We start from the raw sequence: 25,816 nt of genomic DNA on the forward strand, positions 1-25,816 counted from the left end.
TGATCCAGCACCGGCTCGCGAAAACTACGATTGCAGCGAACACCCAACGCATGCCGCCATCGACTGCGGAATTGACGGTCGAAAAACGGGACCATCCATGGCCCCTTCGCTTTCTAAACTCAGAAGTGCTTGGTGAAGCCGAACGTCAATGCGTTGTCATGCATATGGCTGGCGAACATACCCTGGTAATCCAAGTACACATTCCACGACGCCCCCGCTTCTGCCGTGATGCGCGCGCCCACGGTACCCAGCCCACGACCCAGCGCGACACCCGGCTGTGCGAACACCGTGCCGTCTTCGGAAGTCATCTGCACCGTCGGCGAACTGTTGCTGCGCGTGTTGTAGCGATAGCCCACGTTGAACTGCGGGACATAGGTGATGTCCTGGAAGCGGAACGTGTTTGTGAACGACACCGCGGCATACGGTTGCAATGTGTTAGCCGTGCTCCGTGAACCCTGCACCGCAAAGGCCGGTGCCAGCGGGTTATTGCTTGGCAGGTTTTCATCGAAGCCGTCCAAGCTCTGGTGCTGATACAGCGCACCGAGTTTGGGCACCACCTGCCACGACACGAGCTGCATCGGCCAGGCGGCCTGTACACCGGCGGAGGTCGCACTGCCATCCGGGTTGGCCACGGCATGACCGATCCCGGTTTCACGCGACACACGGTAGCTGTTGTGGGCCACGTCGGCAGTGGCCGAGAGTACCAGCGGGCCAGCATCGGCAAAGGCATACACGCCCGCGTGAGCCTGCTGCACGCGACCGCTACCGCCCAGCGGATCGGTGGCGTTGGTCTGCCCCACACCCGCTTCCACACCGAGATGAATCACATCGCCGACCGCCCGATCCGCCCCCGCCAGTAAACCAAAGCCGGTGGCGTTCACACCGCTCGATCCGTCCACGGAGAGGCTCGACCCGGTGGACTGCATCCACAACCCCTCCTGGCAGGCCGACGAAGATGCGCTCTGTACCTGACACGACGGTGCACGACTCAGCAACGAGGCATCCAGCACCGAGCTCAAGGTTCGCTGAGCGATGAGGTTCTGAGTCAGCAACAGGTTGCCGTACAGGCCCGCATCACGCGGAGCCACACGCACCGGCGAGGTGGGAGTTGTCGGCGGCGTCGCGGTCGTTGTCAGCACAAGGTTGGCCTGCGTACCGGTATAGGTCACCTGCGCGGGGCCCGTGCCAGTGCTGTTCACTGTCGCAAAAGTACCGCTGACGTTTTTGGCCTGCACCAGGGTGTAGGTGCTGTTGGTATAGGTACCCGGCGCGTAGATCAGATCCAGCGTGCCCGCCAGGCTAGCCGTGCCGTTGACCACCAGCTGCGATGCCTCGGTCGGTGTCAGGTCGATCTGCAAGGTGCCGTCGGCGTTCTGCGTGTAGTTGCCATTGATGGTCAACACACCCATGGAGCCGCCCGGCCACACCGTGCCATCGCTGGTGACATTGCCGTCGATGGTGCCGTGACCGCGCAGGGTGCCGCCCCTGTTGACGGTGACATTCCCGCCCCAGACCGCAGTGGCGTGCTCGGCATCACCCACTTCCAGCGTGCCCGCATTGACCGTCGCCACGCCGGTGGCCGTGTTGATGCCATTGAGGATCAGCGTGCCACTGCCTTGCTTGACTACGGAACCGCCCGTGCCGGACAACACACCAGCGAACGTCGTGTTGTTCGACGTACCCAGCGTCAGCGTCTTGGCACCCAGATTGACGCTACCCGCACCGGTGAGGTCACCGATCGTTGTGCCCGAGCCGCTGATACCGGCGATATCGAAGATACCGCTGGCGTTCACCGTCATGGTGCTGGTTGCGCCCAGCGCAGCGTTACCCGTCAGGGACAACGTGCCCTGATCGATGCTCCATGCGCTCACGGCCGTAGTGGTGCCGGTCAGCGACCAGAGGCTGCTGCCGGTTTTCTCGAACACGTTGAAGCCCTGGTATTGCGCACTACTGCCGACGGCACCGAGCTGCGCCAGATCGAAGCTATTGCCACCGGTCGCGTTGGTGCTGCCACCCAACGCCAGAGTGTCACCACCGTGCGTAGCGCCGCTGCGGCTGACTACGTTGCCGGTAATGATCGAGCCCGCTTCGATCACCAACGTGTTACCACCGCCGGAGAAGTCAATGGCATCGACGTGGGTATCGGTACTTACCGCAGCGCCGGTAGCCGCAGAAACAGGAACGGAGGCCACTACGAACGCCGGACCGGTGGGATGAGTTACGGAAACAACACCTGCCTTGCCGCCACTAATCGTGCCGGCGTTGATCACCATGGCGTTACCTGTAGCGATGATGCCTACGCCGCCAGCGCCCACGTTGCTGCTAGTGGAGCTCTCGCTGCCGTTGCCGCCAACAACGCTACCGTTGTTGGTCAAGGTGAAGCCCGAACCGCTGATGCCGGTGCCACCGTTGCCGCCGAGACCATTGGTGCCGCCACCAGCCACGCCGATGGCACCGCCATTACCACCGGCGATGGTCCCGCCGCTGCTATTGATAACGGCAAAGCCTGTACCGCTTACGCCGGAACCACCCGCGCCGCTGTTACCCCCATTGCCACCGTTACCGCCGTTGGCGCCAAAACGGCCCAGCCCGCCAGCACCGCCCTCGCCACCGCTAATCGCTGCGCTGTTGGTAAGGGTAAAACCGGTGCCGTCTACGCCAGAGCCGCCGTTACCACCGGTGCCACCGTTACCGCCATTGCTACGGGTGGTGCCCCCCTGTGCATTGACACCCGTTCCGCCCTGACCGCCCACGCCACCCGTTATGGCTCCGCTGTTAGTGAGGCTGGTACCCGTACCAATGACATTCACACCCGCGCCGCCGTCGCTGCCGTTGCCACCCATGCCAGGCGCAGCAGATTCCTTATTAACGTCGTCACCGTATTGGCCACCGCTGCCTTCGCCACCGGTGATCGTTCCGCTTGAGTTATTCGTGAGCGCAAAACTCGAGCCGCTTATACCGGCGCCACCCGCGCTGCTACCGTTGGCGGCGTTACTGCTATTGCTATAACCGCTATAACCGCCGCTACCGCCAGTGATGGCTCCGCTATTGGTAACCGTGAAACTTGAACCGCTGATGCCCGCACCAGCGAGGCCGGCCGCACCATGGCCAGCATTCGAGCCAGCGTAGCCGCCAGTGATCGACGCATTCGCGTTGTTGGTCACGGTGAAGCCGGTGCCGCTCACGCCCGCGCCGCCGTTTCCAGCGTTACCGCCCTTATCTCTGCTGTTCCAGGCATTGTCGCCACCCGAGCCGCCGCCATTACCGTTGATGGCCCCGTTGTTGGTAAGGACGAATCCCGTACCGCTCACACCCGCGCCGCCGTTACCGCCTTTACCACCGTTACCAACGCTGGTGCCGTTGCTGCCACCAAAACCACCGTAACCACCATAGCCACCCTGGATGGTTCCGAAGTTGGTAAGCGCGAAGCCCGTACCACTCACACCCGCACCACCATTACCGCCGTTACCACCGTTGCCTCCGGCTCCTGGGGCACCACCGGTACCACCAGCGCCACCATTGCCACCGGTACCGCCAGACCCACCCTGGCTACCGTTGATATCGCCATTGTTGGTAAGGGATGCGTTCTGACCCAGACTGACGCCCACTCCTCCCATGCCACCGTCACCACCGATGCCACCAGCGCCTCCCGCAGCGGCCTTCGTGCCCACGGCATTACCACCGATACCGCCAGCCCCACCGGCACCACCAGCGCCACCGATACCGCCATAGATGATCTGATTATTGGTGAGTGCCGCACCCGCCAGCAGAAGCGCGCCGGCACCACCCTGACCGCCGCTGGCGCCGGCATAACCGGCAAAGCCAGCAAAGCCCTCGGCGGAGTTAAGCTGGCCTGGATTGCCCATCGGCATGCCCACGCCACCCGCACCGCCCTGACCACCGAGCAGGTTGCCAGCATTAGTGGCCACGATCGGCGATGCGCCCAGAATCAGGGCTGTGCCACCCGCGCCACCATTACCGGCCGCACCGGTGGGGCCATTGCCTGACGACGCATTTCCACCAGCGCCACCGGTGCCGCCAATGATCGTCGTGTAGTTGGCATTGTCGAAGGTCGCGTTGCTGCCCATGCTCACGCCGACGCCGCCATGCCCACCGGCACCACTGGTGCCCGCCGACATCAACGCGCCTGACTGCGAGTCGGTGGGGGGCGTAAATCCACCCACGCCACCGACCCCACCCGTGCCACCGGCGCCGCCGCTCACGGAACCCGTGTTGGTGAAACTGGCGTTGTCGCCCAAGCCGGCACCGACACCACCGTTACCGCCCGCTCCGCCAGCACCACCGATGCTGAGTGCGGTCGAGTCAGTAAGCAGCCCGTTGCCAATGCCACCGCTGCCACCCTGACCACCATTGCCGCCATTGATGTTGCCGGCATTCGCCACAACGACCGTACTGCCACTGACACCCATACCACCCGCGCCACCGTTGCCGCCGGCGACGGCAATACCTGCGCTACCGCCCTGTCCACCTGCACCACCAGAGGCCTGACCGTTCAGGGCGTTGGTGAATTTCGTTCCGCTGGCCAGGGCCACACCGGTGCCACCATTCGTTGCGGTGGCTTCCATTGATGTGCCGTCACTACCACTCGTGCCGACGAGGATGGAATAACCCGAAGACTTGTTTCCGCTGCCAAGCACCAGCGTGCCAGCCGCAACCGTGGCTCCGCCGTTCAGCGCCCCCATGCCGGCCAGGGTCAAGCTGCCGCTGCCCTGTTGGGTCAGGCTACCGCTGCCGCTAATTCCACCCGTAAAGATCACATTGTCGCTGTGATCGAACACGAGGGAGCCGTTATCAATGATGTTGCCAACCATGGAACCGGTGGTACCGCCATTACCGATTTGTAGCGTGCCGTCGCTGATCGTGGTGCCGCCGGTATACGTATTGGTGCCGGTAAGAACCAGCGTGCCGTAACCGGACTTGGTAAGACCGGCGCTGCCAGCCAACACGTTGTTGATGACCGCCACATCGCTGGCGCTGGCCGCGGTGCCATCACCCACATTGATGATGGGCGCGACTCCGTTAGTGCCGACGAGCGTCAGCGCACTGCCGTTCATCACATAACCATTGGTGAAGAACTGCATGCCGCTGGCGCTCACCGCGCCAGCGCTGTTATCGACGGTAACCGTGCCGGCCGCGCCAGCAAATAAGGCGAAACCCGGTTGTGGCGACATCGGTGCCGACACATCGGCATTGGCATCGGTCCAGTTCGGCGATATCGCTGACCAGGTGCCGTTGCCACCGCCCATCTGTGTCGACGAAGCGAGACCATTGCCGTTCCAGAAATTCAACACCATCGATCCGGTGTTGAGCAGATTGATCTGGTGGTCGCCGGTCAGCGTCAGAACAGAGAGCGCAGCTCCCGACGGTTCGTTGCCGATCGTAAGACCACCATTCGTCTCCGTCAGCGTACCGCCGTACTTGAGGATGCTATACATCCCTGGCCCCATGTTGGCGGCGCCGCTGACGTTGACGGTGGCCCCATTGATGGCGAGGTTGCCCGTCACGTTCACGCTGTCGCCGCTGCCCGGCATGGACAGGGTAGCGCCTGGAGTGCCAACCCCTATGTTGAGGGCGCTGCCTTGCTGCATGGTCAGATTGCCGCCTACGTTCAGCGCGCCCACGACCATCGGCGTCACGCTCTGGTCACCCGGTGCGAGCGTGCCACCGCCCTCAATCGTGACGTTGCCGCCGATCGTGCCATAGCCACCCACAGTGGCAGCCGATTTCACATCGACATTACCGCCGACGCTGCCGTCGACAGTCAGCGTGCCGGCGTTAACCGCGATATCGCCGGTGTAAGCGCTGTTATTACTGGTCAACGTTTCGTGGCCCCCGGCCAGCGCGAGGCTACCGCTGCCGCTGAACGAACCACTAAACCTATCGCCCGCATTGGCCAAGGTAAGCGCCTTCGACCCGAGATTTACTACACCAGCACCACTCAACGAATTGATCGAAGCGCCACCGGCCACGTTGCTGATATCGAACGTGCCGTTGTTGATCACGCTACTCGACGTGGCGATGCTGCCAGCGCCGCTGAGTGCCAACATACCGTTGTTGATCAATGTACTGCCGGTGTAGGTGTTGATGCCTGCAAGGATCAGTGTGCCGCCGCCATTCTCGACCAACGAACCCGTGCCGCTCACCACACCGCCGACGGAGAAACTCGTACCAGCATCCGTTATAAACGTGCCACCGGACGCACCCAGTATGACGGCACGGTTGGATGTACCGTTTGCGGTCGTCTCCAGCGCACCGCCGTTCAAGGTCAACCTGCTCCAACCGAGGCTGGCGTCTGCGGAAATAGTCAACGTACCTGCGTTGACCGTTGTACCGCCGGTGTAGGTGCTATTGGTGCTGGTCAACGTCTCGTGGCCCCCGGCCAGCGTGAGGCCACCGGTTCCCATGATCGCACCGCTGAACGTATCGCCCGCATGGGTCAGGGTCAGCGTCTGCGACCCAAGATTCAATAGACCAGCACCGCTCAACGAATTGATCGAAGCGCCACTGGTCGTGTTGCTGATATCGAACGTGCCGTTGTTGATCACGCCACTCGACGTAGCGATGCTGCCGGCGCCGCTAAGTGCCAACACACCAGTGTTGATCGTTGTGCTGCCGGTGTAGGTGTTGGTACCCGCAAGAGTCAGTGCGCCGCCGCCATTCTCGACCAACGCCCCCGTACCGCTGACCACACCGCCGACAGAGAAACTCGTGCCAGCATCCGTTGTAAACGTGCCACCGGACGCACCCAGTATGACGCCACGGCTGGATGTGCCGTTCGCGGTCGTTTCCAGCGCACCGCCGTTCAGCGTCAACGTGCCGCTACCTAAGCTGGCGTCTGCGGCAATACTCAACGTGCCGGCGTTGATCGTCGTACCACCAGCGTAGGTGTTGCTGGTGCCGGTCAACGTCTCGTGCCCCCCGGCCAGCGTGAGGCCGCCAGTTCCGATGATCGAACCGCTGAACGTATCGCCTGCGTTGGTCAGGGTCAGCGTCTTCCCACCGAGATTTACCGCGCCAGTACCGCTCAACGATTGGATCGACGTGCCGCTGGTGGTCATGTTGCTGATATCCAGCGTGCCGTTGTCGATCACGCTGCTCGACGTGGCGATGCTGCCGTTGCTGCTTTGGAGATACAGCGTGCCGCCACTGATGGTTGTGCTGCCGGTATAGAGGTTGGCGCCGTTCAAATACTGGTTGCCCGATGCCAGCGTGAGGCCGCCTGTGCCAGAGATCTGACCAGAAAATCCAGAGCCATTGAGCAAGGTCAGCGTCTGCGACCCGAGAATCACATTACCCAACCCGGTCAACGAATTGATCGAAACGCCGCTGCTGGTCGTGTTGCTGATATCGAACCAGCCGCTGTTGATCACACTACTCAAGGTGGAGATGCTGCCACTGCCGCTGAGTAACAACCGCGAGTTGCCGCTGATCGTTGTACTGCCGGTGTAGGTGTTGTTACCGGTCAAAAACTCGGTGCTATTGGTCAGCGTGAGGCCGCCGGTGCCGGTGATCGAACCACTGAACGTATCGCCCTGCGCGTTGGTCAGGTTCAGCATCCTCGCCCCGAGATTCACCGTACCACCACCGCCCAGCGACTTAATCCAAGCGCCACTGACTGCGCCGCTGATATCGAACGTGCCGTTGTTGAACACACCACTCGACGTAGCGATGCTGCCGGCGCCGCTGAGTGCCAACACGCCAGCGCCGATGGTTGTGCCACCGGTGTAGGTGTTGATGCCCGTAAGCGTCAGTGTGCCGCGGTCATTCTCGACCAATGCCCCCGTACCGCTCACCACACCGCCGACGGTGAAGTTCGTACCAGCATCCGTTGTAAAAGTGCCGCCGGATGCACCCAATATGACACCACGGTTGGATGTGCCGTTTGCGGTCGTTTCCAGCGCGCCGCCGTTCAATGTCAACGTGCCCGTGCCAAGACCGAGGCTGGCGTCAGCGGAAATAGCCAACGTGCCCACGTTGATGGTCCACGGCGTGAGCCCGGTCGCCGTGCCCGTCAAGGTCCAGGTGCTCGCACCGTTTTTCTGAAAGTTATTGAAGCCTTGGTACTGGGCTGCGCTGCCAACGGAGCCTATCTCCGCAGCGTTGAAGGAATTGCCGTTGCTTGCATTGCTATCGCCGCCGAGCACCAAGGTATCGCCACCGTTGGCGCTACCGCTGGTGCTGACCACGTGGCCGCTGATCTGGGAGTTCGCTTGAATTTCCAGCGTATTGCTGCCACCACTGAAGTCGATGGCGTCCGCCTGTGCACCGCTACCGCCATTCGCAACGCCACCTTGGATCACGCCGCTATTGGCGATGTAGTCGTTGCCGGTGCCGATGAGGCCCACACCGCCTGCGCCGCCAGCACCATTCACACCACCGCCGGTAGCCGCGCCACCCGTGCCACCCCTGCCACCACTAATGACGGCGTTATTGGTCAGTGAGATGCTCTGGCCAAGGCTGACACCGACGCCGCCGGCGCCACCCGAGCCACCCGAATAACCGTTACCACCATTGCCGCCATTGCCGCCTTGGAATGACACTCCCAGGCTGGCCGCAGGTGACGAGCCCGTCGTGAACTGGGCTCCAAAGCCGCCGGCGCCGCCACCGCCGCCGCCGCTGACCACGACGCCATTACCACCGCCTCCACCGGCGCCACCCACGTAGGTGCCCGTTGTAGTGATCGTGGCTCCGTTCCCGAAAAAACCCACACCACCGCCGCCGCCACCGCCGCCACCGCCGGTGCTGGGATTTGAGGCTTGATATGCACCGTTGCCCCCCCGAACCACCCGCGCCACCCGTGTGCGTCGCACCAGCAGTAATGGTTCCGCTTCCAGCGCTGCCTGCTGCACCTCCCCCACTGCTGCTCAAACCGCCGTTGCCACCAGCGGCACCTGCACCGCCACCGCCACCGCCACCGTAATAACCGTTGCTACCACCAGCGCCATTCGTTCCGGCAACACCAACGGCGCCGGTGCTACTGCCGCCGATGCCACCAACAACATTGCCACCAACGCCGCCGCCATTGCCTCCTGCAATCTGCGTCTGCGCCGCAGCGCTTACAGGCGCTATCGCTGAGACGACACTCAGCAAGGCTGTTGCACAAGCGATCGCCAGCGCACGACGCGGACCAGTCGGCGAAGAGGATTCACCCTGAGTACTGTTGTCCGAGCAGGAATGCGCAAGCTCGGAAGCAACCTGCAGTACACGCAACGAGCGATTCCAAACCAGACGGTAAATACGGTTCATTGAAAAGATCCCCTGTTTAAAGACCTAGCGAGACGTGCTCGCTCAAAAAAATGGCGCACGAAGTCCTAGGGCACGGCGATGCCGTACCCTTCATGCGGTGACTTAGAAACGTTTTAGAAAACCGCGCATGCGAATCAGTCGCTGCGCAGTTCGACTTAAATCACCCGAACTCCACGCAAGTTGAGTTGCGAATCGCGCCAGAAGGCATCGTTCTCAAATCGTCGAAAAACATCGGGAGGCAAAATGCTGGTTCGCTCGCGCAGCGCGACCTTTTCGCGCACGGTATGTAGACCAGGCGTGCCAGCGCGCAGATCGAACTCGTTAGCGTCGTAGCTCACACGCTCAAAATCATGCGTGAAGGTTGGCTCATCGATGAAGTCGTAGACGGCCTGAATCGCGCGCGCCGGATCGCCGACCAGCGTTTCGTACTGCAGCAACATCAAATTTTCGCTGTCTTCGCCGTAATACGCTTCTTTCAGCGCGTTGTAGGCAAAGCCGACCATGCCGTCGCCATTGGCAACGCCTTCGCTGCGCGAATAAACAGTGCCACCAGGCTGGTAGTTGAAAATCGATGAGGGCTGGAAGGCGTTTTTGCGGATCAACTGCTCGATGCTGTCGATAACCCATGACACGTGGCGAACACAGGCGATCACCTTGCCGTGCGGGAACAACGGCTTAAGCTGGCCCAGCTTGCTGCACCAGATGCGATTGGTGTCGAACACCACGTCAGCACTGAACTCAGGCCCGTAGTACTGATCGAACAGGCCCTTGAGCATGCGGCGGCGCTGTTCATCGTTGATGAACACCGAGTATTCGTTGCGCCCGCCGAGTTCGCCCAGCAAGGTATTGAATACCCCGCCGATCGGCCCGCTCATGCCCGCGTAAAAACGCGGATTTTGACGCAGAATGGCCGACAGCAAGGTAGACCCAGACCTAGGCAGACCCGAAATAAAGTGAAACCGACGCTCCATCCATCCCCCTGAGCGCATTCGCTGCGCTGCGCTTCTTGCGCATACCCGTTACGTTGTCGCCTTGACCTTCTACGAACAGATGAAAGACGTAGTCCCATCGAGCATCGGTGGAAACGCGCGCAACCGTTGCGAAACCGGTACATCGACGACATGCCCCACTCGCTCGCGCCAAGCCAATCATTGCTTGTCGGAAGCCAGCGCCTGCGTACTAAAGCGGCTTGTCACGATGGGAGAGTTGAGCGCATCGCCATGAACAGGTCGCAAGAACCCCCCCGATAACTTCAGCAACTCACCCGGGCGGACTGCGCTGCGGGTGAGTAAATGTGTGACTTGCACCTGACTTACATCACTCCAAATACTATAGGCAGGGTTCTGTGCCCCCTATAGTCCATTTGGATTGATCGACGCCAAAACGGCTGTAGAGTGTTGGTCTTCGAGTTCGATGAGTACGCCGTGAGCCCCACCCGTTTCCTGCTTATCGACGACCACACGCTGTTTCGCTCCGGCATTGCCATGGTGCTGACCGCCGGCCTGAAGGACATCGAGATCTTTGAGGCCGCCTCCATTGCGGAGGCTCTACGCACCCCTACGGATACGCTCGACCTGCTACTACTCGACGTGCAGCTGCAAGGACTCAATGGCCTGGAAGGCATTGCGTTGCTCAAGCGCAAATGGCCGGAGGCCAAAATCGTAGTGGTGTCAGCGCTTTACGACTCAGAAGCAGTACGCGAGGCGCTGGAACGGGGAGCCCATCGATTTATTTCGAAGGCTCAAACACCGGATGCGATGCTGGAGACCATCACCGCGCTGCTGGACTACCACTCAGTGGCGCCGGAGGGCACCTCCTCCGCATCAGCAGTGCGCTCAGCCAAACTCACCCCGCGTCAATGCGAGGTGCTCGATCTACTTTGCCAGGGGCTGTCGAACAAGATGATCGGACGACGCCTGAACCTTTCAGAGAACACGATCCGCGGTCACGTACAGGCCATCTTGGCGGCATTGCAGGTATCCAGTCGCTCAGAGGCGGCCTTTATGTCGCGACGCTTGGGGTTGATCGGTTGAGCGCGCCCATCACTGACTTGCGCGAACAACAGATACGCGTCGAACAGGTTCGTCTGTTGCTGGGTGGCGTCAAAAGCTCGCTGGTCTCCAGTGTGCTGATGGCATCCGTACTGGCCTGGTTCCTACGTGGAAGTACAAGCCTGCCGATCTTGCTGACGTGGTATGCCTCCGTCGTCGGTTGCCGGTTGGTCGGCATTGGGTATGCCCGGCATCTGGTCAGTCGTGGCATCACGATCGAGCAGACCCGCAGGATTATTTTGCACCTGGTGATATTAAACAGCCTTGCCGGAGCTGCCTGGGGCTCACTCGTTTGGATCGCGCTGGATCATGCCGGCGTCGCGGGCAGCATCTTGGTGATGGCCTCCATGGCCGGCATTGCCGGTCACGCCATGTCCATGCTGGCGCCGGTAACACCTGTCTATATCGGCCAGGCCATCGCCATGCAGGGCGTCGTCGCCAGCAAGTTATGGCTATTGGGTATGGTGGACACGCCTTATAGAGGGCTCGCGTTTGCGATAACACTGTACGCAGTCGGCTTGATTGCCTTGGCGCGCAATACGCACCAATCGATCAGAAACACGATCATCTTGCGTTTCGAGAACGTGGAACTGCTTGAGCTCCTACGCGTGGAATCAGATAACGCGCAGCTTGCTCGAGACAAGGCTGAGCAAGCCAACCTCACCAAATCCAAATTTCTGGCCGCCGCCAGCCATGACCTGCGCCAACCGGTGCATGCTCAGGGCATGTTTCTGGAAGTGCTTGCACGCAGCGAGCTATCCGACAGCCAACGCAAGGTGTTGGACAATGCACGCGCGACAAGTCAGGCATCCGCGGAAATGCTCAATACATTGCTGGATTTCTCTCGCATCGATGCGGGTGTGATCAAGCCGAACATGCGCTCGTTCCGTTTGCAGCCACTCTTCAACAAACTGGAGACAGAGCTAGGGCAGCACGCCGATTTCAAGGACATCGTCTATCGCAGTCGGGAAACCCATCTGGCGATATTTTCAGATCCGGCGTTACTCGAACTCATGCTGCGCAACCTCGTATCCAACGCAATTCGCTACACCGAGCGTGGCGGCATTCTGGTGGCTTGCCGTAAGCGTGGTGGCGAAGTGGTGATCGAGGTCTTCGATACCGGAATCGGCATCGCGCCACATTTGCAAAAGGAAGTTTTTCGCGAGTTTCATCAACTGGGGAATCCCGAGCGAGATCGACGCAAGGGGCTCGGTCTGGGCCTGGCCATTACCGAAGGCTTAGCCCGCTCGATGGGGCACGCTGTAACCTTAGCCTCGCGCCCCGACCGCGGCAGCGTGTTCCGCGTAAGCGTGCCATTAGCGCAAGGCGCCTTCAGCGAAGACAGCTTCGATCTACCCATCCGCCTGCCGCTTCAACCTGAGGCCTATATGGCAGGGCGACGGATACTGGTAATCGACGATGACGAAGCGGTGCGCCTGGGCATGCTTCAACTGCTCAGAAGCTGGGGATGCCATTGCTTCGTCGCCCAGTCATACGACGAAGCGCTCCAACTCGCACGTAGCCACGGCCCAGAGTTGGTGATCAGCGATTACCGCCTAAGGGAGCGCCAGACGGGCGCGGAAATCATCGCTGCGTTGCGAGCCGAACTCGGCAGCGGACTGCCAGCGCTCATCGTGACCGGTGACACCGCACCGCAGCGACTGCGTGAGGCCACTTCCAGCGGCATTCCATTGGTACACAAGCCGGTATCGCCCGTGCAGCTGTATCACGCGATGGTAAGTATCCTGATGATCAAAGAGGTTGAGCCGGTGATCGGTCGCGAAGAAGAAACTCTGCAGCCAGGTTAGGCGACAAGGCGTGATTGTTTCGCTCGTCAGTCCGGCGCCACGCTCAGAATGATGAGCGAGATTCGCAACCGCACCGATCTAGCTTGGACGATTCCACCTCCAAACGAAGAAGGCCGAAACCTTACGGTTCCGGCCTTCTTTCTTTGTATCGTCAGTGTTGCTACATCAACGACTGAACCCGATTTTGTAGCCTTCGTGGTCGCGATCCCAGCGATGCAGTTCATAGAGAATATGTGCAATGCGCTGACGACTGAGTGCGTTGCGCTCTTCTTCATCATCAGCCTGCTTGTCGCGCGGTTCAGCTTTCCGGATGGCTGTATCGGCAATGACGAGGGGCATCCACGGAATGACGGGAAGGTGTTCGAGCTCGAATGCCACGAATATGCCCCGAAGACTACCGGCTTACAAAGGGTGCCCCTGGATGCGCCTGGACACTTCAGACACAAAAATCCGCTAAATAGCTGGTTCCTTTGAAGTTTCTGGACTCGTTCAGACGTCTCGAAACTAGTTATTGGTCCCCAAGGGGGCAACGTCAGATGGACATGTATAGCCATTTACCAGTCTTTGCGTGCCATCCGCGTGCAGTGGACACAATTTCCACTTACGGTCCCCGCCAGGGACTCGAACAACGGTGCATGCCATGAAACGCACTACGGTGTCGACTTGGCCGCCGCATCTCGAATGGCAATGGCATCGCGCTTTTCTTTCGGTAACTTGTCGTACACCGCTTGGACTTGCTTTGGCGTCGTAATGAGCTGTTCCGCGATCAGGTTCATGAGCTCAAACAGTGAGACGACGGTAGGCAGATCGTCGCGCAAGTCCATTACTCCACCGTGGACCTGCTCGTTGCCAATAACTCTAACAGCGTCAAGCGCCTGTTGAACCATTGGACTTAGGCCCTTAATCACCATGGCCTTAATGTCTGCGTCAATTGACTTGCCGGTACCACCCAGCTCGGAGCACAGCTTCTGAACTGCGAGGCGAAGTAGCGCCGCTGCGCCGCGCGGCGACGCTATAGCGATGTCGCGCGCCTCTTTGAAGTCGCTTTGAATGTCTACACTTAGGTCAGGATTCGGCTCAATTGCTAGCCCGGTCGTCGCTGGGAATACCAACCTCTGAGCAACCCAAATGGCCACCCTCGTGCAATGGTGGCATCGACTGAAGTAGGTAAAGTACGCCTGCTGAGCAGTCGCCTGCGTCCATGCGTCGGCGAGCATGGGCACATCCGTTGACTTAATATTCGGCTGGAACGGCAGGCCACCGTTGATCGCTATTCGGTCGGCGTAAGGTGTAAACCAGTCCTGCTTCGCATATACATGGCAATGCGGGCAGTTGAACGCTTGGCGCGTCGTGGAAGGCGATTCAGTCATCCCAATTTTCCCCTTGCGTTGATCGGCGAATATTGCAGCCGATACCGCATAAAAGATCAATCAACCGCCCTTCGCTCCAGACCCACCGATAATCTGCGGCCGCGCCTCCTCCTTGTCACTTTCTTCCTTATCCAATACTAGAGGCACGCACCACGAGGTTTGCCATACGGAGGGGTCTTTTCGTTCCCTACGTTCGGGCCCCTCGCCCCCGGCGAGAGGGGGAATCCCTGCGGCTTTCACGATCGCATCGCCTGCATCCTTCATTCTCTGGGAGGCATCCTGGTGCCCCTTAATCACGCCTGTCTTGTCGCCAAGCATTGGCTCGTCCATGCGCGTGTACGTGCGAATGGCCATCCAGGCATTGACCGCTCCAGCGAAAGCCTTTCGAGCGCCAGGATCTAGGTATAGAGAGTTGGCCAGCCACCAACGACATGCACGTGGATAGGGTCCGGGCTCCTCAGGCTGGGCGACCATTAATTCGCGCCAGTGCATAAGCTTCTTGGAGGGCCTGCAGTCGTCGCTCACCGATGAGCTGCGGTAGCCCTTCCAGGCCGTTGATGCGCGCCAGAATAAGGGATCGCTCGTGGTCGGCGGCTCTGGTCGCCCGGGTGAACTCGTCCTTCACCCCTCCGTAATTTCGGTGAGCTTGCTGATATCCTCCTGCGTAGCGAGATTTCCCCCTTCTTCTTGAAATAGCTCGCCAGCGAGACGCCGGCGAGCGAACCAATGCCGCTAAGAACGACAACGGCCAGCGCATGGATCCAGTCAAGCATCCGTGCCTCTCCCTGTTTTTGCGAGCTCGTGCTGATAGCACGCGTCGATGGGATCATCGAGAATCGCGTGCATGGCTGACAAGCGTCCCGGATCAGGTTCAAGCCATGCGTCGATGTTCTCGAGCTTCAGGGCAATGATTCAGCGGTCGTACCCCGCGACTTGAATCTCGGGCGGTGGGTCGCGAGTGATGGCGGCGAAGGAATAGAAGCCCTCTTCCCCATCGGTGGGCTCAACGTAGCGCCAAAGGCAGGCGAGGAACATTTCCTGAGCTGGTTCGGGCTGAAATCGGATCTCGACCGGGATATCCCGCTCCCCTGGCACTAGCTCACGATGCTGCAGGCGATGGAGTGACACGCTCTCATAGAAACGCCTCGCAACGATGACGCCATGGTTGAACCCAAACAACTTCTTCCACACCGTATGGAGCTTGTCCTTGCGAGCGTTGTACGTGCCCGGCTTCTCCAACTCGTCGGCCTTCCTCCAGCCCGGCAATCGGCAGCGGTAGCGGAGGTGCCCTTTTTGAAGGTTGTGGAAAACTTTGCCATCCCTGAATTTATCCATTGCTATTAATTTAAGAACGCCTTATTATTTTTGTACGTCACTACACAAGGTTGCTCCAATGCATCGCCATCACGAAATCGAGTTCGCGCAGTTCATCGACACGCTGTATTGCAACGGCGCCGCGAATGCCCGTTGGGATAGTCTGTATCTGTGGTTCGGTACACAACGGATTACTAAGTCGGTTTGGCAGAGGATTCATCAGGCTTGGGCTGACCTATCGACTGACTTGCACCCGAAGTTGGAAGTGCCGGCCCTTTTCACCTACAAGTTCGGCACGTCGTTTACGATCCTTCGGGAGGCCTATGCAAGTGAAGAAGCGTCCATGCTGACGGCCGACGGCGAGTCCAAGTACACCCGCCAATAGCTTATTGGCGCTCTCGGTGCAGAATCGCTTGCAGCGCCCTTATCGTTGCGTCGACTTCGTCGGCGTTTCCAATAAGATCGCCCGCGCCTTTTGCCCGTAGCTCGGCGGCTGTCTCGCCGTTCGGGCCAATACGAGGGGAGCAGCCACCGGAATTACCGGAGGCGCCCCTTTTGAAGGTGATCGAGGACTTTGCCATGACTTGCTGCTCTTGGCTTACTATGCTCCCCACGGAAAGACGGGGGCAATGAAATGGACAAGGGCAAATCGGCCGAGAAGCCGAAGTCAAACAATCTCTTTGACACGATGCTCATCAAGCTGCGGATGACGGCGACTCAGGCCGCTGGACTTATCTCGTTCTGCATAGCAATGCTGATCGCGATAAGTATCGTTCTCCAAAAAGAGCCCGCTGGGTTCGCCTATATCGCACTGCTGGTCTTTGGCGCCGTGCCGGTAGCGCTACTTCTGAAACCAGAGCTGTCTACTCTGGCGCTCAGAACGCCCAAAGGCGTTTTCGCGATCGAGGCCAACAACGTAGCAAATCTTGCATCATCGATCGAGGCTGCAATCGCGTCGGGCGGGGAGGAATCTCCTATCGACAAGGCCGCAACTGATGCGCGCGTCGAGTCCAAAGAAAGTGACAAAGCGCAGCCCCCGAAAGATGCCACCGAGCGTCCGACAGGAGTCCCCGAAGAGCAGCCCCCATACCTTGCGGGCGGCTATGGAGTTGCCGGAGCCTATGCCCCTGGCAGCATTCGTACCGGACAACCAGGAGCAGTACCTGCGGGTTCGTGGGTCATGATTACGGCAGTAGGCGAATTTGACGCGTTCAAGCCGCAGGAACACCTATTCCTCGGGAAGGTATGTAGAGTCACGACCGCCCTGCAACCATCACCTGCATACCAAGGCTATCTCCACGGCTCCATGGAGATAGCTAACCCAGATGGCGGATACCAGCGACTCCTTTTCGCCGCCGTCAAGGTCGTTGGTGTCAATTTCGACGCACCGTCCACGCCCAATAGCACTACTCCCTTTCCTTCCTGAGAAACTCCTGCAGCGCCCTTTCCTCAGCCCAACGAGGCTTGTTTTTAACAAACCATTGTCTAGCTGTCGCCTTCAACGTGCAGCGCGCGGCCTCGGCCTCGACCCGCATTCGCAACTCAACATCCGCGGTATCGGAAGCAATAGCAATTTGCTGCGCCTTACGGACTCCCGGCGTTGCTCTCCCCGCCTTAGGCGTCCTGTTGAATCCGGATGGCTCGCACTCGCGCATCTGCGAGCGGCATCGCCGGGTAATAGCCAATGCTGGCAGGCGTCGCCGTTTTTCTACCGGGAAGCAGATAGCGGACTACCCATGTCTTTAATCCAGCCTTACTTATCTGCAGATAGAGACCTTTGCCATCGGCGAGCGTATAGCTCCCCTGCTTCGCTCTGGCGTTACGGACTTCCAGTTCCGTGAGGGGTTTCGCGTGCTTAGGCATCAGCAGGGACCATCTTGTGTATGAAATCCATATTCATACACAAGAGCATACGCAACATTCTGGGATCTGCTGAGACACCCTGAGAACGACAGGCACAAAAAACCCCGCAAAATGCGGGGTTTAGTGCGTTTCATGAGACTCGCTGAAACTTCTGTTGGTGCCCAAGGGGGGCAAACAGAAACGTTGGTGTGTAAGGGCTAGAGCCCGTTCGTGTGCATTTCGTGTGCACCATTCACATGGGCTCCCCATTGGGAAAGTTGTCACGTCACGGCGATAGCTTGGCGTTGAGATAATGGAGCACGGTTCGAATACCGTTGATCACCAGCATGGCCTCAGCGTTTGGGAGCAAGACGTCGTTGGCGTGGGCCAACGTTGCCCGGTTACGAAGCGGATTGAGCGCGTCGAGCATGGCCGCCATAGCCTTTCCGACCCGAGCCACATCGTCCCCTCTAGGGCCGTGGTCTTGCATTGCAGGATGTTGCTGCCAAATTTGTTTGAAGAGCGCCGTGATGTCGGCGTCCTCTGCGAAGGTGAGCCCTGCTTCCAGGCACACGGCCCGCAGATAACCGTGCAATGCGGTATGGGCGCGATCGACACCAGCAACGCCGCCGCTGCTTACGACGGCTTTTTCGCTCTCCGACAGAGAGCGTTCGACGATATCCGACGTGATGGCCAGGCTAGGTGTGCATACAGGCAGCGGCGACGACGTAGCATGGAGATCAACTGCGATAAATCGGACAGGCTGCTTTAGCTCCATCATGGTCTCCGCAATGCCTCGGCACACAGAGCCTAGGGCATCGTTCGCAGCTCGCTCACCGAGCAAGACATAAGCCTCAAGTGGCGCGGCGTAATAGAGCAGCGAAAACTCGTCGTTGAAAAAATTTGATCCCTCGTGCAGTTCAAATGGCGTGGTTTCGAGGAACTCTGCCGCAATATTCCTGCTGCGCGCTCGCAAAAGACGAACGGCCGTCGCCTTGAGACGCGCCCACGCGTCCGGAGACAAACATGGCTCGCCGAGAACGATCTCGCTGGAACCGGATCCCTGATAGAGACGAATCATGGCGTTTCCGCTCAAGCTCAAAGTGCTGAATCTTAGATCGGTGAAACTGTGCGTTCTAGCGGCGAACATTCCGTTTGATCTCAAGCTCTTGGCGATAGTCCGCCTCTGCCCTTCCACGGATCTCTTTCGTGAAGCCAACCCGCTCGAATATGGGTTCCAGCAAAGCTTCCAGCATGCGATCGGTTTCGTGAAAGAAGCGACGGTCGTCTTCCAGTCGCTCAATAACTTGTTCGACCTGATCGAGATCAATCGCCTCTGCCGTTTCTCTGAAAAAGTGATGCGCAAGAAATCGACGGCGACTGTTTGCCTCATCGAGTCTTGCTTTCAGATCCTCCGGGACTTCGGCGAACTTCTGGAGACGTTTTGATAATTCGCGTAGGGTCTCGCTAAACCGGCTGTCGTAATAGCGATCAAACTCTTCAGGTGTCCATCGACCACGCGTTTTCTTGTAGAGATCGAACCATACCAAGGCGTTCACGATGCCGTGTTCGAGTAACTGGACGAAATACATGGCCAAACCGTAACGCGCGCAGATCCGCTTAAACGGAGGATCCGAAGAATCACCGTACTCATCATCGACAGCGGCCATACTTATTCCAACGTCCGAGCCAGTTCTCGCCAAGTGAACGCACAGCACCAAAGAAAAACCCCGCCGTGAGCGGGGCTTTCTTCAAACTAGGCACAGTGTTCAACCACAGATCTTCACTAGTCGACCCGCGGGGACACGCTTGATCACATCTTCCTGGCGCTTGGTCGCCTTGACCAAGACCTCACGATAAACCTTGTTCTTTTCGGCAGAGGACGCGTTACGGATAAATTCCGACATCGCGCTTCTTTCAACCTTCTTGGTGGAGAAGATGCCCATTAGCCACCCGCATACTTCATGGTTGATATGGCGAGCCTCAAGCGATTCTCATCGTACGCTTCAGGTGCGTAGTGATCAATGTTCTGCACGTTTGCTTGATAGGCCCGATTTGACCCGACGTTGTTCTTGAGCAACAGGTCCACTTTGATATCGGCCCCGTACTTGGCCTTTAAAGAGTTAACGACCCGACGAGACTCAAAATACTGACCCACAAAGGTTTCGAGGTCAATGCGACGCCCCTCCATTTCCTCGCGTGCGCAAACAAACTGCCATGCCTGACAGGGGTCTTGGTAGACATATAGAACCTGAACGGCCCGCTTATGTTTGAGCGAACGGTCGATGTTGTAACAAGCCTTGGGCTCGTTTGTAAGCGTTCCGTCGAGCAGAAAGCTCTGGTCCTGGTCGAAAACAAGATCGAGCATTCTGTCCACGACAATTGAGACCGCACCTTGAAAGAGATGGGCATTGCCGCCGGCGTACATTGGGAACTCGGACCGGAGCTCGTCCGGATCGATCCGGATGGTGGGACCGACTGCGTCGATGAGCTCAATCGATGCCTCAGTCTTGCCGGCGCCGGGTGAGCCCGCCATGAAGATCGAGACTGGGTCTGGAGCTGACACGCCCCTTCGCCCACGCCGGGTCTGTAACCGCTCGACTGGCCGCCAGGCGGCCTGAGGCGGAAGGATCTGCCTGAGCGATCTAGGCAACCTGCTGGATGGGCTGTTGGATCGGCTGTACCGCGCCGAGTCGGCGCTGTAGGAGCCGCCACTGTAGGAAACAAAGACGACGAACGACATTGCAATCGTGATCTGGCTGGGGGATGCGGCCTAGAGTCGCGTTGCTAGTCGTTGTGTTCATCGTGATCTTCATACCAGTGATTGCGAACTGGTGGTGCAGGCGAAGATAGCCCCTATTGTCCATCGGCGGCCTATGTAGCTCTACCCACGACTATGTTGCGCAACGTACAGATGTCGAACGATCCAAGGCGCACCATGGCTTTCTCTAATTCCGAGGAGGTGCCATGCGCATTCGCGATGTGCTTGAACAAGACGATATCAATCACCTCTTCTGGCTTGGTTGGGGCCAGCTGAAGGTAGTGCCCATGGTCAACGCGCGCAGACTGGTGGCTAGAAATCTTCTTGAGCCTGCATTGAGTTTCGACGGCGCCTCGGTTGCGGGAATCATCGATTACTACGTGCGGATCACGCGCGCAGGTATGCGCAAGATGGACGACGTTAGCGCCGGTCGCGATATTCGTTTCTGCGCGCCTAACGTGTAGGCGGCGCATGACATTCGCCAACAGCGGGAGGTGGGCGCTATGTACTCCATGCTTCTAACAGTGAAAGACACACGTGGCGAGCCTTTCGAGGCCCGTGTGGATATGATTAGGAGAAGCAACGGGCTGCAATGGACAGCTGCGCTATGGGCGAACGGATACCCGGCGCACATCGTGTCCGGGGATGCGAAAAGGTGCGCCGACATTGCCCGGACGCTGCAAGAAGCGATTATCTTCTCGGACCTTCGAGTGCCCACTGAGCTAGTTACTTGAAGTGAGGTCACTTCTTCACCTTCCCGCCATGGACAGACTCGAATGTCCACTGAGCTCTCTCCAAACGGGTCAGGGCCACAGGGTCGCGCCTGATCATGACCTGAGGGATACGGGTAGATACTCGAGGCAATGCCATGTGCACCACCAATCAGATGAACACGCTCTATTTCTATCCGCACAGGCCGCACTTCTGCCCTGCTCCGGATGCGGCATGCAACAAGGATCGCTACCACCGGTTTCCCGACCACGACGTACCCGCCGCATCAACAAGGGCAAGAGCTGCGAATAGCCCTGTGGGCGATTCGCGCGTGTCAGAAAGAGATCAGCAAGAAGTGAACGGAGTTCGCATGGACGACGACGGTACTCCAACACGAGCGCTTGGAGCGGCGATAGGCCAAGGCATTCAGTTGCTCAAACCCTAAAACTGTTCAGGCCATCACGAACAGAAACGAAGGCACCAAGTCACCCCAGGGGCAATCATCATGACCAGCATTTCGGGCAAAACTACCAACGGCTTCACGTATGAAGGTGATTACGAGTATGCAAACTCGGATCGTGTCAGGTGGACTGCCATTTTTCGCCGCAGCGGAGTCTTCTTCGGCATGCGGCATGGTCGCATCAACGAACTCAATGGCGCCACTACAGGGGAGGTCAATGAGGCCGTACAAGACGACATTGAGCTTGTTTGGGTCCAGGCACGATAAGTAACGCGGCCGCGCACAGAGGCAAATCTTTTGATTCGATGCCGGTCGAGCGCGGAGCCGTCGGCGGGACCTCAGATAGTCGCGGGCTAGATAGGGGCGCGCAAACACCTCGGCGCATGCCGGTCCATAATTGCGTAGAGTTGTCCCCACCACCACAATCGATCCCGTGAACTAACGGCGTGATTCGGCATTTGGGCTAGGCGCTCGAACGCTAGCCATAACACTTCCTCTTGCTCACCGCTGGCCTCAAGCGCGAGCAGCTCCAGATCTAAAGCTTTGAACTCATTTGTCAATTGCTCTCGCGTTCGGCTCATGCGGTGCCTTCTGAATGTGTGGCGCAAACAACGGTAGCTCAAGAACCATTCGATTCAGGCTTTCTTGTCGGAACGAAGCTAACTGCTACTCACTGTTTGCTACTCGCCATGGGGTGTCGGAGGAGACACCGCCTCACTGGTAACTACAGCGCATTGCTATGCCAGCATGAACAAGGTCGTGCACCGGAGACCTTCCATAGTGTCTATACAGGAAGGCTCCGGCTTCTATGTCGGAGGCTTTGGTGCACTTGCCTACGCCGGGAGCGGAGATGCGAGGCAAATACTTCCCGACCTTCACGCGTTAGTCAGTGCTTTTTATGCTCGTCACGCACCTTGCCTACGTCCCTCTGAAGCTTTCCAGCGTCCTTCTCGAGGCGGCCGGCCGCCTCTTTCACGTGATTCCCGGTCATCTTGCCAGCAACTTCTTTCAGTGCGCCCTTGACCTCGTGCTTGGTGCCCTGGATTCGATTCTTGTCCATGATGAACTCCTGTCGCCGGATTGCGACATCACTGACGATAGGCAAACTACACCCTGGCCAATACTCGCTCTGTACGCCGGCGAACACTCGAGGAGATAGCGTCGCCACCCAAACCTGACCCGCTTACGAGGCTTGCCACGCCACACCTAATCTTCCACGAAACGGAGCATTTCGGTGCTAAAATCTGTGAAAGAGCGCAACGAGGACAGGTATGACTGCTGCTCCCGACCCGCGACAGAACCAGCTGCTTGCGGCATTACCAGGGGCCGAGTGGGCTCGATGGGCGCCACACCTTGAGTCCGTCGATATGCCACTCGGCAAAGTGCTCTACGAGTCCGGTAGCCGACTGAGCCATGTGTATTTTCCGACGACTTCAATCGTCTCATTGCTCTATGTGATGGAGGACGGTGCCTCGGCCGAGATCGCCGTGGTCGGTAACGAGGGCATCGTCGGCATCTCACTGTTTATGGGCGGCGAGTCCACGCCAAGCCGGGCACTGGTGCAAAGCGCCGGCCAAGGGTTTCGATTGAAGGCAGACCTTATGCTGCAGGAGTTCAACCGCGCAGGCCCCGCACTTCATCTGCTGCTGCGATATACCCAGGCCCTGATCACTCAAATGTCACAGACAGCGGTGTGCAATCGCCACCACTCGTTGGATCAGCAGCTGTGCCGCTGGCTGCTACTGAGCCTCGATCGCTTGCACTCCAAGGAATTGGTGATGACACAGGAGCTAATCGCCAACATGCTAGGGGTCCGCCGCGAAGGTGTTACTGAGGCAGCTGGTAACCTGCAGCAGGCAGGATTGATTCGCTACCAGCGAGGACATATCACCGTGCTGGATCGCGCTGGGCTCGAGAAGCGGACCTGCGAATGCTACGCCGTGGTCAAGAAAGAGTATGACCGCCTGCTGCCATCATCCACGACCTGATTATTCGCTCCAGCGGGACTATCGATGCCCCTCTCTAAACCTCAAAGCATGCTATCCAAGGGGAGCATCTGCAGCACAAGTACCTCGACTCGACGCCCCCTGGTCGCGCCTGGCTCGCTGTCTGCATCAAGTCCAACACCTTTGTCACTATAGAGCCACCGCATCTGCCAGGGGTAACCAACTCCTTCCGGCACTTGGCGAAGAACGACGTGAAATGCGTTTTCCGGGAGGGTGGCCATATCGAAGAACTGTTCGACGGCGCTCGCCAGAGGGACAGAGTCGACGATGAGCCCCATTTCGGTATTAAGCAGCTTGGAGCGCTGATCCATGTTGAGGGAGCCGATGAACACGTGCTCGCCATCCACTACCATGGCCTTTGCATGAAGACTTATGCCGGACGATTGTCCGCGTGCTGTTATCCGTTGCGCCACGCCCTGATTCGGGCGTAATTCGTAAAGCGCCACCCCGCCCTCCAGTAACCGAGTACGATAACGGGCATAACCAGAGTACGCGGCAGGCTCATCGTTCGACGCGAGAGAATTGGTAAGCACCTTTACCCGAATGCCGCGCTCGGCAATACCGACAAGAAACTGCGAGCCATCTCTGCCTGGCACAAAATAGGGCGATATCAGCAGCACCTCCTCGCGCGCACCCGCGATCATTGCTTTTAGCTTCGGGCCAATACGGAATGTCGGCATGTCCCCATGCATGTTGATCTTGTCCGGGCTATCGGAAACCAGTTCGGCGCCCCCCCAGAACCAATCGCCACGCCGGTCGGATGTGGGTCCTTCGGGGAAAGCCTCCGAGACCGCTTCGGCATAGTCAGACCGCGCGAATGACCTAGCGTCCCTAGCGAGGGCAACCCTCAGCTTCGCCAAGTCATCTTGCGTATCATGCGCTTCTCGGAACGCCCTCACCGGATAGGCTGCATCGCAGTTCCAGTAGGCGTCGAACGAATGCGATGCCTGCTGTACTACCGGCCCGATCGCAATGAGGTCGACATCACGAAAGTTGGTTTCGTCGCTCGCATCAAAGTAGTCATTGCCAATGTTTCGCCCACCAATGATGGCGACCGTGCCGTCCACGACGAGGGACTTGTTGTGCATCCGTCGGTTAAGCCGGCGACCTTCCACGATGAACTGTCTGATCTTTGAAGGTGTGGACGGTGCACGGGTACGAAAAGGATTGAACAGCCTCACCTGGATGCTTGGGTGTGCGTCCAATGCACCAAGCATTCGGTCCTCGTTCGTCAAATCCATGGCATCAAGAAGCATGCGGACGCGAACACCACGATCAGCAGCTGCCAGGACATGCTGCGCTACCAGTCGTCCTGTCGCATCGTTCTTGAAAATGTAGTACTGCATATCGATCGAATGCCTAGCTTGATCGATGATGGCAATGCGGCTCATCAAAGCATTGGAACTCTTGGTGAGGAGCCGGAAACCTGATTGACCAGGATGCTGAGCTAATTCCACGCCGATATAGCGCGCCGAAGGAGTGTCGGATATCGCTGGCAATGCGCTGGTGGGCTGTTTGATGAAGTCTTTACTCAAAGACGAACAATCCGTCAGCGCAACGCCCATCGCAAGCACTGCTAGAGAACAACCAGTCCACCTCGTGCATAGCACGCCTGGGACAAAGCAAGGCCAGAGGTTTATGGACATGCGTTCACATCAAAGGCTGGGTTCCCATCGAAGCCGATCACGCTAGCCTTCAGGTGCGATTCCGTCTACCCATGAGGAACGACACCACGCATAGAACAAGGAATACGAAGAACAAGATCTTAGCCATGCCATAGGTTGCGCCGGCGATACCTGCGAAACCAAGAAACCCAGCAACTAATGCGATAACGAGAAAGATGAGCGCGTAGTACAACATGATGACACTCCCTAAAGTGATCAAGCGGCATCATCGCGGCGGCAAACACCGGGAGCTGCCTTTGTGTTGACCGGGAGGCTGATCAAAGGTACCCCCGATCGGGCCATGGTGGTGAATCGCCCCGGGATTGGTGGAGGCTCCAACTCTTGAGAAGATGGAGCCATGAAGAAGTCAAACAAGTTCTCACCTGAGATCCGTGAGCGCGCTGTGCGCATGGTGCAAGAGCATCGCGGAGAGTATCCGTCGCTGTGGGCGGCGGTCGAATCGATTGCCCCGAAGATTGGCTGCGTGCCGCAGACGTTGCTGGAATGGATCAAGCGTGAAGAGGTCGATACCGGCGTACGTCCTGGCGTGACCAGCAGCGAG

20 protein-coding genes and 1 pseudogene are annotated in these 25,816 nt (G+C 58.7%); 8 read left to right on the forward strand and 13 right to left on the reverse strand.

Translation table 11 applies throughout. The features are described 5' to 3' along the window. Nucleotides 1–119: 119 nt before the first annotated feature. From DyAD56_RS24485 to DyAD56_RS20925, 3 genes are all read right to left on the reverse strand, one after another. Nucleotides 120–8,870: an autotransporter-associated beta strand repeat-containing protein gene (locus DyAD56_RS24485; protein ID WP_304529239.1), complete on the reverse strand. Its 8,751-nt coding sequence runs from the start codon at nt 8,868–8,870 to the stop codon at nt 120–122. 15 nt (nt 8,871–8,885) lie between these two features. After that, nucleotides 8,886–9,044: a hypothetical protein gene (locus DyAD56_RS24380; RefSeq protein ID WP_233202793.1), complete on the reverse strand. Its 159-nt coding sequence runs from the start codon at nt 9,042–9,044 to the stop codon at nt 8,886–8,888. Nucleotides 9,045–9,422: 378 nt separating this feature from the next. After that, entirely contained in the window at nt 9,423–10,256 is an 834-nt protein-coding gene (locus DyAD56_RS20925) for a sulfotransferase (protein ID WP_199179071.1), read from the reverse strand. Between the two features lie 435 nt (nt 10,257–10,691). Here DyAD56_RS20925 and DyAD56_RS20930 point away from each other — a divergent pair, with 435 nt between their 5' ends. Continuing rightward, on the forward strand, nt 10,692–11,300 hold the full coding sequence (locus DyAD56_RS20930; protein WP_102304794.1) for a response regulator transcription factor: 609 nt from the start codon (nt 10,692–10,694) through the stop codon (nt 11,298–11,300). A gap of 17 nt (nt 11,301–11,317) precedes the next feature. After that, nucleotides 11,318–13,126, forward strand: a complete 1,809-nt coding sequence (locus DyAD56_RS20935; protein WP_199179072.1) for a hybrid sensor histidine kinase/response regulator — start codon at nt 11,318–11,320, stop codon at nt 13,124–13,126. A 165-nt stretch (nt 13,127–13,291) separates the two neighbouring features. Here DyAD56_RS20935 and DyAD56_RS24385 read toward each other — a convergent pair whose 3' ends face one another. The 3 genes from DyAD56_RS24385 to DyAD56_RS24390 all read right to left on the reverse strand — a co-directional run bounded on the left by DyAD56_RS24385 (nt 13,292) and on the right by DyAD56_RS24390 (nt 15,831). Continuing rightward, complete coding sequence (locus DyAD56_RS24385; RefSeq protein ID WP_233202783.1) at nt 13,292–13,504, reverse strand: hypothetical protein; 213 nt, start codon at nt 13,502–13,504, stop codon at nt 13,292–13,294. 272 nt (nt 13,505–13,776) lie between these two features. Continuing rightward, nucleotides 13,777–14,496, reverse strand: coding sequence for a DUF4145 domain-containing protein (locus tag DyAD56_RS20945; protein WP_233202784.1), 720 nt, complete (start codon nt 14,494–14,496; stop codon nt 13,777–13,779). Between the two features lie 912 nt (nt 14,497–15,408). Next, a complete protein-coding gene (locus tag DyAD56_RS24390) occupies nt 15,409–15,831 on the reverse strand; it encodes an SOS response-associated peptidase family protein (protein ID WP_255409234.1) in 423 nt (140 codons plus the stop codon). A 58-nt stretch (nt 15,832–15,889) separates the two neighbouring features. Between DyAD56_RS24390 and DyAD56_RS20960 the strand changes: the two genes are divergently transcribed. Both DyAD56_RS20960 and DyAD56_RS20970 read left to right on the forward strand, forming a co-directional pair. Beyond that, the gene (locus tag DyAD56_RS20960) at nt 15,890–16,195 is read left to right on the forward strand and encodes a hypothetical protein (RefSeq protein WP_102304755.1); all 306 of its coding nucleotides are present in this window, start codon (nt 15,890–15,892) and stop codon (nt 16,193–16,195) included. 249 nt (nt 16,196–16,444) lie between these two features. After that, on the forward strand, nt 16,445–17,236 hold the full coding sequence (locus DyAD56_RS20970) for a hypothetical protein (protein WP_102304757.1): 792 nt from the start codon (nt 16,445–16,447) through the stop codon (nt 17,234–17,236). A 702-nt stretch (nt 17,237–17,938) separates the two neighbouring features. Here the strand turns inward: DyAD56_RS20970 and DyAD56_RS20980 are convergent. From DyAD56_RS20980 to DyAD56_RS20985, 4 genes are all read right to left on the reverse strand, one after another. Beyond that, on the reverse strand, nt 17,939–18,733 hold the full coding sequence (locus DyAD56_RS20980) for an abortive infection family protein (RefSeq protein ID WP_158241417.1): 795 nt from the start codon (nt 18,731–18,733) through the stop codon (nt 17,939–17,941). A 55-nt stretch (nt 18,734–18,788) separates the two neighbouring features. Next, entirely contained in the window at nt 18,789–19,322 is a 534-nt protein-coding gene (locus DyAD56_RS24010; RefSeq protein WP_158241418.1) for a hypothetical protein, read from the reverse strand. Nucleotides 19,323–19,421: 99 nt separating this feature from the next. After that, entirely contained in the window at nt 19,422–19,598 is a 177-nt protein-coding gene (locus DyAD56_RS24145; protein ID WP_199179073.1) for a hypothetical protein, read from the reverse strand. Further along, on the reverse strand, nt 19,598–20,218 hold the full coding sequence (locus DyAD56_RS20985; protein WP_233202786.1) for a zeta toxin family protein: 621 nt from the start codon (nt 20,216–20,218) through the stop codon (nt 19,598–19,600). Before DyAD56_RS20985 ends, DyAD56_RS24145 begins: the two co-directional genes overlap by 1 nt. A 401-nt stretch (nt 20,219–20,619) precedes the next feature. Between DyAD56_RS20985 and DyAD56_RS20990 the strand changes: the two genes are divergently transcribed. Both DyAD56_RS20990 and DyAD56_RS21000 read left to right on the forward strand, forming a co-directional pair. Beyond that, the gene (locus DyAD56_RS20990) at nt 20,620–20,877 is read left to right on the forward strand and encodes a hypothetical protein (RefSeq protein WP_102304761.1); all 258 of its coding nucleotides are present in this window, start codon (nt 20,620–20,622) and stop codon (nt 20,875–20,877) included. Nucleotides 20,878–21,629: 752 nt separating this feature from the next. Then, the gene (locus DyAD56_RS21000; protein ID WP_102304763.1) at nt 21,630–21,851 is read left to right on the forward strand and encodes a TonB-dependent receptor; all 222 of its coding nucleotides are present in this window, start codon (nt 21,630–21,632) and stop codon (nt 21,849–21,851) included. A gap of 619 nt (nt 21,852–22,470) precedes the next feature. On the opposite strand, the gene DyAD56_RS21010 is transcribed toward DyAD56_RS21000, so the two are convergent. Beyond that, a complete protein-coding gene (locus DyAD56_RS21010) occupies nt 22,471–22,644 on the reverse strand; it encodes a CsbD family protein (protein WP_102304765.1) in 174 nt (57 codons plus the stop codon). A gap of 211 nt (nt 22,645–22,855) precedes the next feature. Between DyAD56_RS21010 and DyAD56_RS21015 the strand changes: the two genes are divergently transcribed. Then, complete coding sequence (locus DyAD56_RS21015) at nt 22,856–23,572, forward strand: Crp/Fnr family transcriptional regulator (RefSeq protein WP_102304766.1); 717 nt, start codon at nt 22,856–22,858, stop codon at nt 23,570–23,572. A gap of 41 nt (nt 23,573–23,613) precedes the next feature. Here the strand turns inward: DyAD56_RS21015 and DyAD56_RS21020 are convergent, their stop codons facing one another. Both DyAD56_RS21020 and DyAD56_RS21025 read right to left on the reverse strand, forming a co-directional pair. After that, nucleotides 23,614–25,155, reverse strand: a complete 1,542-nt coding sequence (locus DyAD56_RS21020; RefSeq protein WP_233202787.1) for a phospholipase D family protein — start codon at nt 25,153–25,155, stop codon at nt 23,614–23,616. A gap of 130 nt (nt 25,156–25,285) precedes the next feature. Beyond that, nucleotides 25,286–25,450 (reverse strand): DUF1328 domain-containing protein, encoded by a 165-nt coding sequence (locus DyAD56_RS21025; RefSeq protein WP_102304768.1) that lies wholly within the window; start codon nt 25,448–25,450, stop codon nt 25,286–25,288. A 162-nt stretch (nt 25,451–25,612) separates the two neighbouring features. On the opposite strand from DyAD56_RS21025, the pseudogene DyAD56_RS21030 reads away from it, so the two are divergent. After that, nucleotides 25,613–25,816, forward strand: a pseudogene (locus tag DyAD56_RS21030) (IS3 family transposase); the annotation flags it as partial.

The organism is Dyella sp. AD56, assembly GCF_002878475.1.
GTDB lineage: Bacteria > Pseudomonadota > Gammaproteobacteria > Xanthomonadales > Rhodanobacteraceae > Dyella.

What these genes read in the sequence shown, in the direction of transcription:
- DyAD56_RS24380 (WP_233202793.1), bottom strand. Translation starts at nt 9,044, where the DNA reads ATGGCGGCGGCGTTGGTGGCAATGTTGTTGGTGGCATCGGCGGCAGTA.
- DyAD56_RS20925 (WP_199179071.1), bottom strand. Translation starts at nt 10,256, where the DNA reads ATGCGCTCAGGGGGATGGATGGAGCGTCGGTTTCACTTTATTTCGGGT.
- DyAD56_RS20945 (WP_233202784.1), bottom strand. Translation starts at nt 14,496, where the DNA reads ATGACTGAATCGCCTTCCACGACGCGCCAAGCGTTCAACTGCCCGCAT.
- DyAD56_RS24390 (WP_255409234.1), bottom strand. Translation starts at nt 15,831, where the DNA reads ATGGATAAATTCAGGGATGGCAAAGTTTTCCACAACCTTCAAAAAGGG.
- DyAD56_RS20960 (WP_102304755.1), top strand. Translation starts at nt 15,890, where the DNA reads ATGCATCGCCATCACGAAATCGAGTTCGCGCAGTTCATCGACACGCTG.
- DyAD56_RS20970 (WP_102304757.1), top strand. Translation starts at nt 16,445, where the DNA reads ATGGACAAGGGCAAATCGGCCGAGAAGCCGAAGTCAAACAATCTCTTT.
- DyAD56_RS20980 (WP_158241417.1), bottom strand. Translation starts at nt 18,733, where the DNA reads ATGATTCGTCTCTATCAGGGATCCGGTTCCAGCGAGATCGTTCTCGGC.
- DyAD56_RS24010 (WP_158241418.1), bottom strand. Translation starts at nt 19,322, where the DNA reads ATGGCCGCTGTCGATGATGAGTACGGTGATTCTTCGGATCCTCCGTTT.
- DyAD56_RS24145 (WP_199179073.1), bottom strand. Translation starts at nt 19,598, where the DNA reads ATGGGCATCTTCTCCACCAAGAAGGTTGAAAGAAGCGCGATGTCGGAA.
- DyAD56_RS20990 (WP_102304761.1), top strand. Translation starts at nt 20,620, where the DNA reads ATGCGCATTCGCGATGTGCTTGAACAAGACGATATCAATCACCTCTTC.
- DyAD56_RS21000 (WP_102304763.1), top strand. Translation starts at nt 21,630, where the DNA reads ATGACCAGCATTTCGGGCAAAACTACCAACGGCTTCACGTATGAAGGT.
- DyAD56_RS21010 (WP_102304765.1), bottom strand. Translation starts at nt 22,644, where the DNA reads ATGGACAAGAATCGAATCCAGGGCACCAAGCACGAGGTCAAGGGCGCA.
- DyAD56_RS21015 (WP_102304766.1), top strand. Translation starts at nt 22,856, where the DNA reads ATGACTGCTGCTCCCGACCCGCGACAGAACCAGCTGCTTGCGGCATTA.
- DyAD56_RS21020 (WP_233202787.1), bottom strand. Translation starts at nt 25,155, where the DNA reads ATGGGCGTTGCGCTGACGGATTGTTCGTCTTTGAGTAAAGACTTCATC.
- DyAD56_RS21025 (WP_102304768.1), bottom strand. Translation starts at nt 25,450, where the DNA reads ATGTTGTACTACGCGCTCATCTTTCTCGTTATCGCATTAGTTGCTGGG.